The organism is Spirosoma agri, assembly GCF_010747415.1.
GTDB lineage: Bacteria > Bacteroidota > Bacteroidia > Cytophagales > Spirosomataceae > Spirosoma > Spirosoma agri.
Genome location: NZ_JAAGNZ010000001.1, coordinates 3,182,081 through 3,196,662 on the forward strand (window position 1 = coordinate 3,182,081; position 14,582 = coordinate 3,196,662).

12 protein-coding genes are annotated in these 14,582 nt (G+C 53.1%); 2 read left to right on the plus strand and 10 right to left on the minus strand.

The genetic code is table 11. From position 1 onward, the window contains the following. Nucleotides 1-99 precede the first annotated feature (99 nt). A complete protein-coding gene (locus GK091_RS13255; protein ID WP_164038645.1) occupies nt 100-1,149 on the plus strand; it encodes a hypothetical protein in 1,050 nt (349 codons plus the stop codon). A gap of 233 nt (nt 1,150-1,382) precedes the next feature. On the opposite strand, the gene GK091_RS13260 is transcribed toward GK091_RS13255, so the two are convergent. The 7 genes from GK091_RS13260 to rsmI all read right to left on the minus strand — a co-directional run bounded on the left by GK091_RS13260 (nt 1,383) and on the right by rsmI (nt 9,928). Next, nucleotides 1,383-2,099: a SanA/YdcF family protein gene (locus GK091_RS13260; RefSeq protein WP_164038647.1), complete on the minus strand. Its 717-nt coding sequence runs from the start codon at nt 2,097-2,099 to the stop codon at nt 1,383-1,385. A gap of 1 nt (nt 2,100) precedes the next feature. Further along, on the minus strand, nt 2,101-2,466 hold the full coding sequence (locus tag GK091_RS13265; protein ID WP_164038651.1) for a VOC family protein: 366 nt from the start codon (nt 2,464-2,466) through the stop codon (nt 2,101-2,103). Nucleotides 2,467-2,517: 51 nt separating this feature from the next. Continuing rightward, entirely contained in the window at nt 2,518-5,244 is a 2,727-nt protein-coding gene (locus tag GK091_RS13270) for a DNA gyrase/topoisomerase IV subunit A (protein WP_164038654.1), read from the minus strand. 158 nt (nt 5,245-5,402) lie between these two features. Then, nucleotides 5,403-6,335 carry a D-2-hydroxyacid dehydrogenase gene (locus GK091_RS13275; protein ID WP_164038657.1) on the minus strand — a complete coding sequence of 311 codons (933 nt, stop codon included), beginning with the start codon at nt 6,333-6,335 and terminating at the stop codon, nt 5,403-5,405. 222 nt (nt 6,336-6,557) lie between these two features. Continuing rightward, a complete protein-coding gene (locus GK091_RS13280) occupies nt 6,558-7,850 on the minus strand; it encodes an acetylxylan esterase (protein WP_164038660.1) in 1,293 nt (430 codons plus the stop codon). Nucleotides 7,851-7,968: 118 nt separating this feature from the next. After that, a complete protein-coding gene (locus GK091_RS13285) occupies nt 7,969-9,228 on the minus strand; it encodes a lipoprotein N-acyltransferase Lnb domain-containing protein (RefSeq protein WP_246202226.1) in 1,260 nt (419 codons plus the stop codon). Next, a complete protein-coding gene (gene rsmI, locus GK091_RS13290; RefSeq protein WP_164038662.1) occupies nt 9,185-9,928 on the minus strand; it encodes a 16S rRNA (cytidine(1402)-2'-O)-methyltransferase in 744 nt (247 codons plus the stop codon). The genes GK091_RS13285 and rsmI overlap by 44 nt, the downstream gene beginning before the upstream one ends. Nucleotides 9,929-10,061: 133 nt before the next feature. On the opposite strand from rsmI, the gene GK091_RS13295 reads away from it, so the two are divergent. Continuing rightward, on the plus strand, nt 10,062-12,098 hold the full coding sequence (locus GK091_RS13295) for a beta-L-arabinofuranosidase domain-containing protein (protein ID WP_164038664.1): 2,037 nt from the start codon (nt 10,062-10,064) through the stop codon (nt 12,096-12,098). Here the strand turns inward: GK091_RS13295 and GK091_RS13300 are convergent. From GK091_RS13300 to GK091_RS13310, 3 genes are all read right to left on the minus strand, one after another. Continuing rightward, on the minus strand, nt 12,095-13,624 hold the full coding sequence (locus tag GK091_RS13300; protein WP_164038666.1) for a glycosyltransferase family 39 protein: 1,530 nt from the start codon (nt 13,622-13,624) through the stop codon (nt 12,095-12,097). The genes GK091_RS13295 and GK091_RS13300 overlap by 4 nt on opposite strands. Beyond that, a complete protein-coding gene (locus GK091_RS13305; protein WP_164038669.1) occupies nt 13,621-14,202 on the minus strand; it encodes a hypothetical protein in 582 nt (193 codons plus the stop codon). Before GK091_RS13305 ends, GK091_RS13300 begins: the two co-directional genes overlap by 4 nt. A gap of 107 nt (nt 14,203-14,309) precedes the next feature. Beyond that, nucleotides 14,310-14,555 carry a 4a-hydroxytetrahydrobiopterin dehydratase gene (locus GK091_RS13310; protein ID WP_164038672.1) on the minus strand — a complete coding sequence of 82 codons (246 nt, stop codon included), beginning with the start codon at nt 14,553-14,555 and terminating at the stop codon, nt 14,310-14,312. Between the last annotated feature and the right edge of the window lie 27 nt (nt 14,556-14,582).

Here is a 14,582-nt window from a genome sequence, read left to right on the forward strand (position 1 = left end):
GAGCGACTGAGCGAAATAGTAATGGAGTGAACCTCATTCAACTGCATTTAGGTACTCAGTCGCTCAATCACTCCTTCACTTTTCCCCCTGCTAAACACTATGCAACGTTTAACCGTAGCCGGTCGGCTGCTCATCACGGCCCTGATTCTGGCCGCCATCTTCTTCGGATTCCGCTATTTTGGCGGTGCTGATGCCCTGCGCAAAATTGCGCCGAAACAATCGGAAGAGTCCGCTACCCTACCCAAGTCAGACGATCAGGCCTCATCAGCCTCAACGGAGGAATCAAGCGCATCATCGGATAATTCGTCGTCTGGCGCATCGGATGAAGCAACTAGTTCGGGCACTCGCCGGTCATTCACCTACACACCCCCTGCACCGACGAACGGTAAGCTCAAAGGTGTTGTCGAGCTAGGGGCCAGTGGCTTCAACTCATTCATTATCCGGGTTGATGACCAGAAAAACTGGAAGCTCGAAAAAGCCGAATTTGGCAATAGTCTGGTTATCGAGAATATGGCTTCGGACGATGATATCCGGTCGGGTTTGAAGAGCTACATCGGCAAAATGCTCGATTTCGGTGTCAGTGGCCGCGACATTCATTTCGTTGTCAGTTCGGGCGCGGTGAAGGCCGAAGGCACGCAGAAGATTATCAAAGCGTTGAAATCGCTGAACTACTTTGTCAATACGGTAACGCCGGAGCAGGAAGGGTCGCTGGGTCTGAAATCAGTCCTACCTGCCGATTACGCCAGCAATTCATTCGTGGTCGATATTGGTTCGGGGAACACCAAGATTTCCTGGAAAAATGGCAGTGCCACGAAAGCCATCGAAACCTACGGAGCCAAGTATTTCCAGAACGGAACTAGCGATGAAGTCGTTGCTTCGGAAGTGAGTGCCAAAGCCAAGCAAGTTCCGGAAGATCACCGGAAAACGTGCTTCATCATTGGTGGCGTACCGTTTGAGCTGGCCAAAGCCGTTCGAAACGGGAAAGAGCGGTACACGGTGCTGGACGCGCCGTCGGCTTATAAACTCGACAACGCTAAGTCGAAAGCAGGGCTGAACATCTACAAAGCCGTTGCCGATGCTACTGGCTGTGATCAGTTCGTTTTCGACTGGGATGCTAACTTCACCATCGGTTTCCTGCTGAACCTGTAAACCTAACTTAGTAACGGGTTCTCGGACCTGATATTACAGCAACAAATAGCCCGATCTCAAGCTGAGATCGGGCTATTTTCGTTTCCGGTTCGTCAGCCAACAACGCGGTTGTAACGTCGTAGCGCGGACGGTCGGCCGTTGCCGTGGAAACCTGCGATAGCTGACTAGGACTGGCTAAAATCGCGGGTTTCCACGGCAACGGCCGACCGTCCGCGCTACGACCATAAAATTCCTTACTTTTTGGTTGTGTACGTTGCTTTATGCTCCCAGTTGCCTTTTTCCGGCTGAGGGCGTATTAGGTGTACATCGAGCAGGGCGTATGGGCGGGCGAGGTATTCGCGAATGAGCGTGCGCAGTGAATAACCGTCGGGAACATCCTGGGCGGCAAAAGCGATCGCTTCCATGCCTTCATGGTTCCCGATGTAGAGCGCACGCGCGTTGTGGAAATTTTGCGAAATAATTGTGATCTTCTCCTGATTGAAGACGTCTTTGCAGCGTACTACGGAATCGAACGTCCGATAGCCAGCGTAATCAAGGGTCATCACGGATGCCGGAACGCCCAGCTTGACCAGTGCCCGCTGCATGTCGACCGGCTCGTTGTAGTACTCCGAATCGTTATTGCCGCTCAGGATCAGGTATTTGACTTTTCCTTCTTTCCACAAGCGGGCCGTAGCCTCCATCCGATAGCGAAAGAACAGGTTCTCCTTACCAGACCGCACAAACTTACTCGTGCCCAGTACAAGGCCGATATCATTAGCAGGGAGTTCCCGAACGTCAAAATAGATCTGATTCTGTGTATTATGAACAACCCACCAATTGCTGATCAGCACAACCATGGCACCACTGAAGCTAACCGCAATGGCAAACTTAATGGTCCATTTGACCACGCGAATACCAACCGCTTCGCGGGGCGTATCGTCACTGTAGTCGGTGGCCAACGTCGTATTCATTCTACAGATGAAAATGTGGATTCTCGATCAATCCGACAACATTACCAAATGGATCATTTACCGTTGCGGTTTTGATGCCGTCACCCACATCCTGTATGTCGGTATGCAGTACCGCTCCTAAGTTAATCAGTCGATGCAGCACTTCATGAATCGCAGCGACACCCCAGTACGTGATCGTGCTTCCTTCCGCTACGACCGCGTTCGGATCAAGACCCAATTCGTATCCGCCCACATTGAACCCAACGTAAAACGGCTCATCAAAATAGGGCTCGCTCGCCAGCGCCTTTGTATACCACGCCTTTGTCGCGGCAAGGTCCGGCGCTGCGTAGATGACCGTACGTAATCCTAAAAAGGGCTTTTCTTCCATACTGTTCGCAAACCCTACAGGCTCGATCCAGACCTGTAGGGTTCGGTTAGTCTATGAAAACAATCCTAATTGCATTGACTCTTTTTCGTCCGATTCCGTTGCATCGGCAGCGTCCGGTTCTACGATCGAAGCCGTTAACAGGTTCGGTTGGGCGGGCGCGACAACAACTTTGGGTTCCAGAAGTTTCACCTCTTTAACCTTCGCGAACGGCAGTTTATTCCCCAACGCTTTCCAGCCCCGTACTTCAATGAAACCCTCCGGTTCGAGCACCATTTTCTCGAGCGGGCCCCGCTCCTTCACCTGGTGAATGATTTCAATGCGTGGATAACGGTCGGCGGTTATGGCTAAGTTTTTAGACCCTTTCACTTCACCGATGAAACTAAATTTCTTATCGATCGACGTGGTTTCAACCTTGAACCGTTTCACGTACCATGCTTTCTGATTCGCTTCGTAATAAATGGCCGAAAGCACCAGTTCCGGGTCAAATTTCGTCAGTATGGCTAATTCATTCGGCTCGTACCGATTGGTAAGATCGAAGGTGGTTAACTCATACTGCCCGTCTTTATAAACGACCAGAATACTATCTTTCGCATTAAAATTGCCCAGAGGCCGTCCGCGTTCGTCGCGGTTCAGCCGGCCTAGGTGATCATCGTACCAGATGTCTACGCCACCCAGCGTTGATACGCCACCCGACTTCTGTGTAATTTTTCGCACCGGGTATTTCGTCAGAATGTTACCCTGCGCCCCCCGGTTTTTGATGCCAACCGACGCAAAATCAAAGTCGAACTGCTTGATTTTAGCCGACGACTGCGCCGTCAGGTTGATGGTGATAACCTCCGCTTCCCCATTATCGTTGGCACTGAAATAAGTCAACTTCGATTTTGGATTTCCCATCGTCAGGTCATATTCGCGATCCCGCGTGACGCCCGTAACGGGAAAACGTTTCGCCATCGAAATCCCCGAATTTCCATCCAGATAAACGAGGTTATAAATCTTGCGTTCGTCGTTCTTCTTAAATACCGAAACGTACACAATATCCTTGCCAACGAATATCTTTTCCTGCACTTTAACCACCATGCACTTTGCATCGCGCCGGAAAATGATCACATCGTCGATGTCGGAGCAATCACTGACGTATTCGTCCTTCTTCAACCCATAGCCGACAAAACCACCTTCCCGGTCTACATACAGCTTCTGGTTAGCTGCCGCTACGACGCTGGCTGCAATGGTATTGAACGCCCGTATTTCGGTCTTGCGCTCCCGGCCTTTGCCGTATTTCTTTTGCAGATCCTTGTAATACGCAATCGCATAACGGGTGATATTGGCCAGATGATCGTCGGTTTCAGCCAGTTCCTGCTCCAGTCGGCGCATCAGTTCGTCCGCCTTAAACCCATCATATTTGGAGATGCGTTTAATCTTGATTTCAGTTAGGCGAATCAGATCGTCTTCGTTGATCTCTCGGTAAAACTGCTTTTTAAACGGCTTAAGCGCTTTGTCGATCGTTGCCAGCACGGCCTCGAACGTTTCGCACTCCTCGATCTTCCGATAGATCCGGTTTTCGATGAAAATCTTCTCCAGCGAGCTATACAGCAACCGCTCCATTAACTCACTACGCCGGATTTCCAGTTCGCGTTGCAACAGCTGCACCGTTTGGTGGGTGTTGACGCGCAGAATGTCCGTTACGCTGACGAAATGGGGCTTGTCACCGATGATAACGCAGGCATTGGGCGAGATCGACACCTCACAATCCGTGAAGGCGTAGAGGGCATCAATGGTCACGTCGGGCGATACGCCGGGCTGAAGGTGTACCAGAATTTCGACGTCTTTGGCGGTGTTATCGACCACCGCAGCCACGTTGCGACTGGGGGCTTTGATCCGGATTTTACCTACTTCAGCGGCTTTGACGATCGATTCGATCAGTTGCGGTGTCGTCACGCCAAAGGGAACGTCCCGGATCGCCAGGGTTTTCTTATCGACCTCTTCAATCTTGGCCCGAACCCGAACCTTACCGCCCCGATGCCCGTCGTTGTAGTTGCTGACATCGATATGACCACCCGTCTGAAAATCGGGGAACAGCGAAACGGGTTTATCTTTCAGGATATTGATCGACGCATCGACCAGTTCGTTAAAGTTATGCGGCAGAATTTTGGTCGAGAGTCCAACGGCAATACCTTCAACACCCTGTGCAAGCAGCAACGGAAATTTTACGGGCAAGGTAACCGGCTCCCGCTTGCGACCATCGTACGACAGTTGCCATTCGGTCGTTTTGTCGTTGTAAACGGCATCTTGAGCAAACTTCGAGAGCCGCACTTCAATGTAACGCGGAGCAGCCGCACCATCGCCCGTACGTACGTCGCCCCAGCTGCCCTGTGTGTCGAAGAGCAGTTCTTTCTGACCGATGTTGACGAGTGCTTCACCGATCGAGGCATCACCGTGGGGGTGAAACTGCATCGTCTGGCCGATCACGTTCGCCACTTTATTGAACCGGCCATCGTCCATCTCTTTGAGGGCGTGCAGAATCCGGCGCTGAACGGGTTTCAGCCCATCTTCAACGGCGGGTACGGCCCGTTCGAGAATAACGTAGGATGCGTAATCAAGAAAATAATTTTCATACAGTCCCGACACGACGGTCTGGTCGTGCAGAACTTCACTGATGGTGTCAATCGGTTGTTCATCCGGTCCAATAGCGTCGGTTGGCACTGCGCCTTCAGCAGCCTGTTCTGCGTCGTTCGGTGACTGTTCGTCGTCTATCGGTTCCTGATTTTCTTCGTTCATCATGAATTGGTATAGGTACTATTGCACGGGATAAATAGGCGGGATTTGCCGAACGCCATGACCGCCGTTCGACTCCTTAAATATACTAAAAAAAGTTGAAGAATCGGCTTTTAAATGCTTAAAATCGGCTAAAACGACGAAGTCAACGATTCTTCTTTCCATCAATATCCCCGCTCTAATTCCACTCCGTTTTCCAGCGACTCACCCGCCTGGAACCGCTCGAAATTCCGCAGAAACTGCGTGACCTTTCCAGCTTCCTCGTCGGGTTGCCCGCCCCCCGTATGCTGGGTCAGCAGCACGTTCGGCAGTGTCCAGAGTGGGTTGTCAGCCGGCAGTGGTTCCGTGGCCGTTACGTCGAGAATGGCACCGCCTAACTTCCCGACCGTCAGTGCTTCGACCAGGGCTGGTTCGTCGGTTGTGCTGCCCCGGCCTACATTGGCATAGAGACTGCCGGGCTGCATGGCTGCGATCACATCTGCCGATACAAAACCGGTTGCGGTACCGGGCAGGCAATTAACCACAATGTCGGTTTGCGGCAATACAGCGTTCAGTTCTTCGGCGGAGTGCAGATCGGCCTGGGGATCGGTACGGGCCAGCATGTTGACGTCGCAGTCGAAGCCGGTCAGCATCTGACGTACAGCCTGCCCGATGGTACCGGTTCCCAGAATTACGACGCGTTTGTTCCGCAGTAGTCCCGTTCGGGTACGTATCGGTGCCCCAACCCACTCGGACTGGTTTTGCAGAGTGACCAGTTCCGGAATGCGCCGGTAAAAAGCCAGGATGCCCGCTACCATTGTTTCCGCGCAGGGCCAGGCAAAATAGTCACCCATATTGGCAACCAGCGTCTGTTGCTGCACGTTTTTATACCCGTCAAAGCCAGCCGAATCCAGCTGCCAGAACTTCAGATTCGGTAGTGGTTCGGTAAACCAGGCCGGTGGTGGATTTCCCAGCACAAGATCGGCGGACTGAAAAGCCGCTTGCTGCTGTTCGGACGGAAGGTCATGGCGAAAGACAATGGTAATGTCGGCGGGCAGTTGCTGCCGGAGCCTTGTTTTAAGCGTATCGTTGAGATCGGAGTTAACAAATAGTTGCATACTAAATTTACGAAATTCCGAACGATTTGGTTGCGTTCGATCAAGGAAAGCGACTTTTCGGTCAGCGTTTATCGATTTCTTGTTTTCCCACGGAGGCACAAAGGACATGGAGGTTTTCCACCGACGTTTACAAACTGATAACGCTGTGTTCTCTGTGCCTCTGTGGGAAAATTAAGTAAAACTACATACGGCCATGCCGCTACGCGAAACAGTACCACTCCATTATTTACCCCCCTTCAACTGCGCCAGAAGCCAGTTAGTCATCTTTTCTGTCTGCTCCGGATAGGTCCAGTGGCCTGTGTCCTTGTAGCTTGTATCCAGCTCTTTAGGGCCGGGAATTACGTTATAAGCGGCATACATGGATGTTGGCGGACAGACTTCATCGTTGAAGCCCCACGAATACCGACCGGGCACGTTCACGAGTCTGGCAAAATTGACCACGTCGTAGTAGCCCGTTGTTTTGATGCGATCCGGTTTGTTGTTATACGCCAGATCGTTGCCCGCAAACAGGTGCGGCCATCCGCCCGCACGACCGTTGAGATAACCGGTCACGTCGCTCAGCGCCGGGTAATAAGCCGTCAGCCACTTGATGCGCGGGTCGAGACCAGCCGTGACAATGGAGAGGGCGCCCCCCTGACTACCCCCCGTAACCGCCAGATTCTGGCCATCGTATTGGGGGAAACCAGCCAGAAAATCGACCGCACGCACGCAGCCCAGATAGACCCGTTTGTAATAATAACGGTCGCGGTCGTCGAGGTTTGCCGCCGGGTAGCCGTTAAGTGGGCCACGGGCCAGATTTTCGTATACCACCGGAGCCATCGTGACCGGCACGCCATGAATACCGACTTCGAGCGTGATGAACCCTTTTTCCGCTTCGGCAATCATGCCGTTGTATGGCCGGACACCCGCACCCGGCACGCGTAGAATAGCCGGATATTTACCTTCTTTTTTCGGCACGCATAGGATTCCGTAAAAGCGGGAGTTGTTGATATTCTGCAGATTCAGCTCGTAGACATTCGTTAGCTCCGTACAGCGGTCGGGCAGCAATGTCATGCGGGCATCGATGGGCACAGCCGCCAGATCAGCTTTTGCCTTGTCCCAGAACGCCTGAAAATCGGTGGGATTGGGCACCGTTGGTTTGATGGATTGTGGGTCAAACCCCGCCGTTGTCAGGCCCCGGTACTCCTTGCCATCCAGTTCAACGGTAGCGACACAACGCAGGAAACCCGCCGTTTTCATCGTGCCGGCATCCAGTGCCAGCGTACCGTCGCGCAAGGTTACCGTTTCCTTTTTGGTCGGCTCCATCTTTTCGGGGCCAATTTCATACCGAAGTTTTGCGTCTTTCAGCAGCACGTTGTTCCGGTAAACGGACACATTGACTTTGACCGGCTCACCGATTTTATAGACCCAGTCGGCATGGTTGGGGGTAACGAGCACCTTAACGAGACGCTCGACTGGCTGGGCAGCGAGATCAGTGATGTAGAAAAGCCAGAGAAGACCTAGTAATCGTTTCATGAATGAGGGCTAACCGTTTTCCGATAGAAGCTGATTCGGATTTTGGCCTACTCATCCCTGTTCGATAACATTCATGCTCCTCACTCTGTAGCGCGGACGGTCGGCCCATAACTACTTCTCAGGCGACCCGCGCAGGGGTCTGATAGCCACGCCGGACCATCTGGATATTGACGATGCAGCGGATAAGCAGTGTCAGCGGGAATACGACGTCGACGCCACCCGGCACGTTCGAGAGAACCATGCCGACGACGATCAACACCGCTACGATGCTAAAATAGGTTGTCCGGCGTCGGGCCGTAGCGTGGGCACTGGTAGCCCAGTAGATCAGGGGAAGATGGAGCGGCATCAGGTAAAACAGCGTCGGATTCCAGGCCGTAACACCATGATCGGTGCCCACCCACAACAGAAACAGGAACCAGCCAAAAAAACCAACGATACCAAATAGCCAGCGATCCACCCAGCGGTCTACCCGACCACTTTGGTAGCGACGTAGGGTAAATAAGGCAACCAGAATACCGAATAGCGTAAAGATGACATTCGGATCCAGAATGAAGGGTAGTTCGTGGGGGAACGTCTTTGCCGCCTTGAACAGCGTCTGATCGCGGGCCACCAGTGGAACAACCTGACCATTAGCCAGTTTCAGGGTAGCATCTCCCAGCTGGTCATGCACGTTTTCGGGCAGGTACATAGCGTGCCAGCCGTCGGTTTGTACATCGGAGGGATTACCGATCGCGAGGTTCATACCCACTTTGGCCCACGGTTTCTCGCCCAGATAATCGTTCATCCAGTCCCGGTACGACTTCCCGGTCATGCGCGACCGCGACGGAATCATCAGGCTGTCGCCACAGGCTTTGGCGATCACATCGCGGGGGCGGGTGGCGCAGTTGTCGTAGAAAAACTTGTACTGATAGGTTGCATTTTGCGGCAGCATGTTCGTTGTCAGCACGTCGAACAGGCGTTGCTTTTGACTCGGCGACAGGTTCAGTATCTGCTCCTGGATGGTGCGATTTTCAGCCTGATAGGCGTAGACCATCAGGTACATTTCATACGCGTCGATGTAATACGGGAGCGTTCCCCGCAGAAACTTCACGTAGAAGTTATTCTCCGAGAAACGAAATCCCCCCCACCCATAGGTTCGGTCGATATTGTGCATCGGGTCGTAGATCCGAATGGCGGTATGTCCGAACACCGAATACAATTCCTCACCCGGCCCGAAGGTCAGCAGACTCACCTGCGACGAGGGCGAAAACGGCTGGGCAACGGACGATTGAGGACTTATGAAGGCGACGTAAAAAAACAGCAGAAAACTGCCGATTACTCGTTTGGCGATCCGGTTACTCGTCATCATCTTCGTTCGCTTCGTTGTCATCCGCGTCATGGTCATACACTCGTTTGGCTTTCCCTTTGGCCGGTTCTTTTCCCTGAACGCAGACCACCAGTTCCCCTTTTATCGTTTTTTGGGCAAAATACGCAATTAGTTCGGACAACGACCCGCGCGGATTTTCTTCAAACAGCTTGGTCAACTCCCGCGACACGCTGGCCGGGCGGTCCGGGCCGAACACATCCGCGAACTGTTGCAGCGTTTTCAGCAACCGGTGGGGCGACTCGTAAAATACCATTGTCCGCTCTTCCCCGGCCAGTTCGGAAAGGCGCGTCTGCCGTCCTTTTTTATGCGGTAAGAATCCTTCGAACGTAAAGCGGTCGTTAGGCAACCCCGAGTTCACCAGCGCCGGAACGAAAGCAGTGGGACCGGGCAGACACTCGACCGGAATGTCGTGCTTAATGCATTCGCGGACCAGCAGAAACCCAGGATCGGAAATACCGGGTGTTCCCGCATCCGACACCAGCGCCAGTGTTTTCCCTTCTTTCAGTTGACTCACCAGCCGCTGCACGGTCTGGTGTTCGTTGAAAATATGGTAGCTGTGGAGCGGCTTACTGATATTTAGGTGACGGAGCAACACGCCCGATGTGCGCGTATCTTCGGCCAGAATAGCATCGACGCTTTGCAAAACCTTGATGGCCCGCAGCGTAATGTCGTCGAGGTTGCCGATTGGCGTCGGCACGAGGTACAATTTCATGCCGCAAGTTAGCGCCCGTCACCTATTCCATCACAAAAACTTCGGGAAGCCGGATAGATTACGGCCAAATTAGCCTTATAAACGACACCGGGTCACCCGAATTCGCGAACTGATCTTTTCCCCAGACCTATCCATGAAGTATCTTCTTCTTTCCTTACTGACCGCAACGACCGTCTTTGCGCAAACGCCACGAAAACCTTTGTACAGCAATAGCCGGGCTCCGCTGGCTCTTCAGAAATACGTAGAACTGCCGCTTGGTGCCATAAAACCCGATGGCTGGATTCGTCACCAACTGGAGGTAATGCGCGATGGCGCGACGGGGCATCTGGACGAATACTATCCGAAGATCAGGGACGATAACGGCTGGCTGGGTGGTAAAGGCGATGGCTGGGAGGAAACACCCTATTGGCTCGATGGAGCGGTTCCGCTGGCGTACCTGCTAGACGATAAGACGCTGAAAGACAAGGTTCAGAAATACATAAACTGGAGTCTTGACCATCAACGACCGAATGGTTTTTTTGGCGCGTACACAAAAGCCGAACTGGCAAACGGCGGCAAGATGAAAGACTGCGCCGATGGTGAAGACTGGTGGCCCCGCATGGTAATGCTGAAGGTATTGCAGCAGTATTATTCGGCGACCCGTGATGCCCGCGTCATTCCGTTTATGACCCGCTACTTTACGTATCAGCACGAAAGTCTCAAGACCTGTCCGCTCAACAAGTGGTCGGAGTGGGCCGAATCGCGCGGGGGCGATAACATCATGGCGGTGTACTGGCTTTACAACCAGACGGGCGACAAATTCCTGCTCGATCTGGCCGACACCCTGTACAAACAGACGACCAACTGGACCGATCTGCTCGGTGGCCGCAACTGGGCAATCGGCGCAGCTGTGAACCAGACCAACCAGCGCTGGATGGACCGCCACGCGGTTAACGTGGGCATGGGCCTGAAACTCCCCGCCGAATATTACCGGGGCAAAAAAGAGGCAACGTACCTCACCGCCGTAAAAACCGGCTTCAACGATCTGATGACGCTCCACGGTTTACCGCACGGCATGTTTTCGGGCGATGAGGACCTGCACGGCAACGAACCCACGCAGGGCGTCGAACTGTGCGCCATCGTTGAAACCATGTTCTCGCTGGAAGAAATCATCGGCGTCACGGGCGACCCGTGGTACATGGACGTCCTCGAACGCATGACATTCAACGCATTACCGACCCAAACCACCGACGATTACCATTCCCGGCAGTATTTTCAGATTGCCAATCAGGTACAGATTTCACGGGGTGTGTATGATTTTTCGCTGCCGTTCGACCGGGGGATGACCAATGTGTTTGGGCCGTATGCGGGGTACACCTGCTGCACCGCCAACATGCACCAGGGCTGGACGAAGTACGTATCGCATCTTTGGTACGCATCCGGTAACGGGCTGGCTGCACTGGAATACGCGCCGAACACAGTAACGGCCAACGTCGCCGATGGCACGACCGTAACCATTCAGGAATCGACCAGCTACCCGTTTGACGATCAGATCAATTTTACAATCAGCCTTCCCAAACCCACCACATTCCCGCTTGCGTTACGGATACCGGGCTGGTGTACCGAAGCAACCATCCTCCTAAACGGTGCCAAACTTCGTTCGGACAAAGGCGGGCAGGTGGTTAGCCTGAACCGGGCCTGGAAAGACGGTGATAAAGTAACGCTTCAACTACCGATGCAGGTCAGGACCTCCAACTGGGCCAAGAACTCACGCACCATCGAGCGGGGGCCCTTGGTGTATGCCCTGAAAGTGGAGTCCGACATCACTGAAAAGTCGATCAAAGAAGAGGGTAATTACTACGAGTATCAGCCAAAATCATCGGGGCAAGGCGGGCAATGGAATTACGGGCTACCCAAGGCTCTGGTCACCGATCCGGTGAAGAACACAACCGTAAGCCTGAAACCCATCTCCGCTAATTTTGTCTGGAACGAAGCCAATGCGCCCATTGAAATCAAAACCACCGGGCGGCAGATTCCGAGCTGGAAAATCGTGGAGGGAGTAGCCCGGCAACCCGTTACGCCACGCGATGGTGTTTATAAGGGCGAAGTCAGTGACAAGCCCGAAACAATCACGCTCATTCCCTACGGCTGTACCAAGCTGCGCATTGTCGCGTTTCCGGTGGTCCCTTAGCGCGGTTGTACTATTGTGGTGCGTCCCTCCCATTTGTACAACCAGCCAGACAGCCAATGCATCAACGTGGTTGTGCCGAGGTAAGCATACATCAGAAAAAGTAATTTGAAAAAGCCCCGCCGAAAGGTGAACGCAATGTTGGCCCCATCGACGTGCAGAATCATGAAGCCGAACAGAACATAAATACCGACAAGCCAGCCCAGGAACATCAACCCGCGTTTATCCCGGAAAACAAGGAGATTCAGACTGGTCACAACCAGAAAGACCGGAACGGCATAATGCCAGTAGTCAGCGTTGAAAACGACCTGCTTATTCATACCGGCAAAGACAGCCATGAGTGTAGTCCAGTAGCCGTCTGACAGCCCATGAAATACGCCGAGCCTGGCATGAGGTGGCAAGGGGACGTACCCACGTAGGAAACCGTAATTCCAGAACAGGACCGGTATCAGGCAAACTAATGAATAACCAGATGCCAGCATAAATCCCTTCACTAGCGTTCTGCCGGTTTTTCTGGCTCGTATGTCGTATCTTGGAAATCGGTCATCAGGGTCAACGTGTTTAGAGTTACCGGTTCGATTTATCCGTATGCCGTATCTCCAAGATACGGCATACGGATAAATCGAACCGGCAGAACAGGCCAGTACAACCAGCGATCCAATGGGCACAAAAAAGATCGTTTCGGTACGGGTCCAGCAGGCGATGGCCAGTAATAACGCGCTCCCAACCAACGCCCCCGGTCGATCCGATTCGACGTAGCGATACAGCAACAGTACGCCCGCTACAAAAAATGCCGCATTGGCCCAATCCGTCTGCACCAGAAACGTGTAGGCGAACAGTTCGGGCGTACAAGCCAATAGCGTCATCAGCGTACCGGCTACCATCGGGTGTATTCGCTCGCGAAGCTCGGCGTACAGGAACAGGCCGAAGCTGATGACCAGCCCGGTAAGCCAGATCTTTCCGAACATAAATGGACCAGCATCCTGAGCCGCCAACAGGTAGATAAGTTGCTGCATAGCGGTGAACGGCGCGTAGAACGGCTGATTGCTAAACACCGACACCGATGGCAAATGCTCCGTAAACACCGATGAGGCCAGCGTGTGCTCGCTGACGGCAAACGTAGCGACGAGATCGGGGCCCACAATCATGTCGAAGGGTGTATTCGGAAACCACGCGCATTTCCAGGCACTGATGACCAACAAATAGCTCCAGAAGCCCAGAAAGGGTAGTTCATAGAGTCGCAACGACAGGTGTTGCCAGCTAAATACTCGGCGTAGATAGCCGCCCTGCCCACGCAATAACACCAGCGATACGACCGCCATCAATCCCAGGCCAGTAAACACAGGGGTTCGGGCAATGGGGAGATGCGCAAACTCGATCACGAACGGCAATACCGAACTAACTCCCTGACCGACCAACGTGGATAGACCGATCAGACTCAACCCGTTCGTAACGCATCGTAGTCGGGTACAAATTCCAAACCCGATCAGGAACTGAGCACTGATCACGAAAGCCAGCGATAAACTCATTTTTGGGAATAATAATATCGTCGGGCCTGTTCGGGAGTATAGGCAAAAAATTGGGGGTCGTATTTCCGGAATTCAGTGAACACGGCCTGCCGGTTTTCAGCGGTAAGTCTGAGCAAAACCAGTTGCTTATTTTGAACCCAAAACGTATGAGTCGCCCAATGCCAGGTTGTGTCAGGGCCGGTCATGTCGAGCAGGTGAACCGCCTTTCCCAGATGATAATACAAAACGCTGGGGTATAGCCAGACGTACCCATCCGCAGCGCCCAGCTTATAGGCATTTCGGATAAGGTAGCGCTGTGGCGGAATCAGAAAGTAATCGGTGGGCTTGACGTGCTGTTTGATGAGCGTCGTATAGGTGTAAGCGGTTTTATAGCCTTCCCGCTCCCGGCTTTGCCGGTCGGTCGTTCCACCCAGGCGCTGGCGCTGCCCATAAAAGCGGGCAACTGTTCCGGTTAGCCAGTCGTTGTTTTCAGGTAGTTCAACGATCAGCCACACCAGCAGACAGCTCACCGCCAGATAAACGAACTGCATGACCCAAACCCGACGACCCAACGGAGCCGAGACGCCTACTTTCTCCATAGCCTTGCGCGCAGAAGGGCATGTCGATATGATGGTATTGGCCGTGAAAACCCACGATCATCACCTCGCTTCTGTGCACGAATCGGTAAAAGTAAGCGCAGAAAGCGTTACCCGGCTTCGCCCACGCTCAATTTATCGATTGCCGCAGCCAGTTTCCGGTCTTTTTCGGTCACGGTATTGCCCGCATCGTGCGTAGCCAATTTGATGGTCACCTTGTTATAAACGTTCGACCACCACGGATGATGGTCCATCTTCTCGGCGATGAGCGCCACACGGGTCATAAACGCAAAGGCCTCCGAAAAGTCGGTAAAGGTAAAATCGCGCGTGAGTTGGTTGTCCTGTTCGGTCCACATAGCGTTCGGGTTTATCGATAAGTCTCC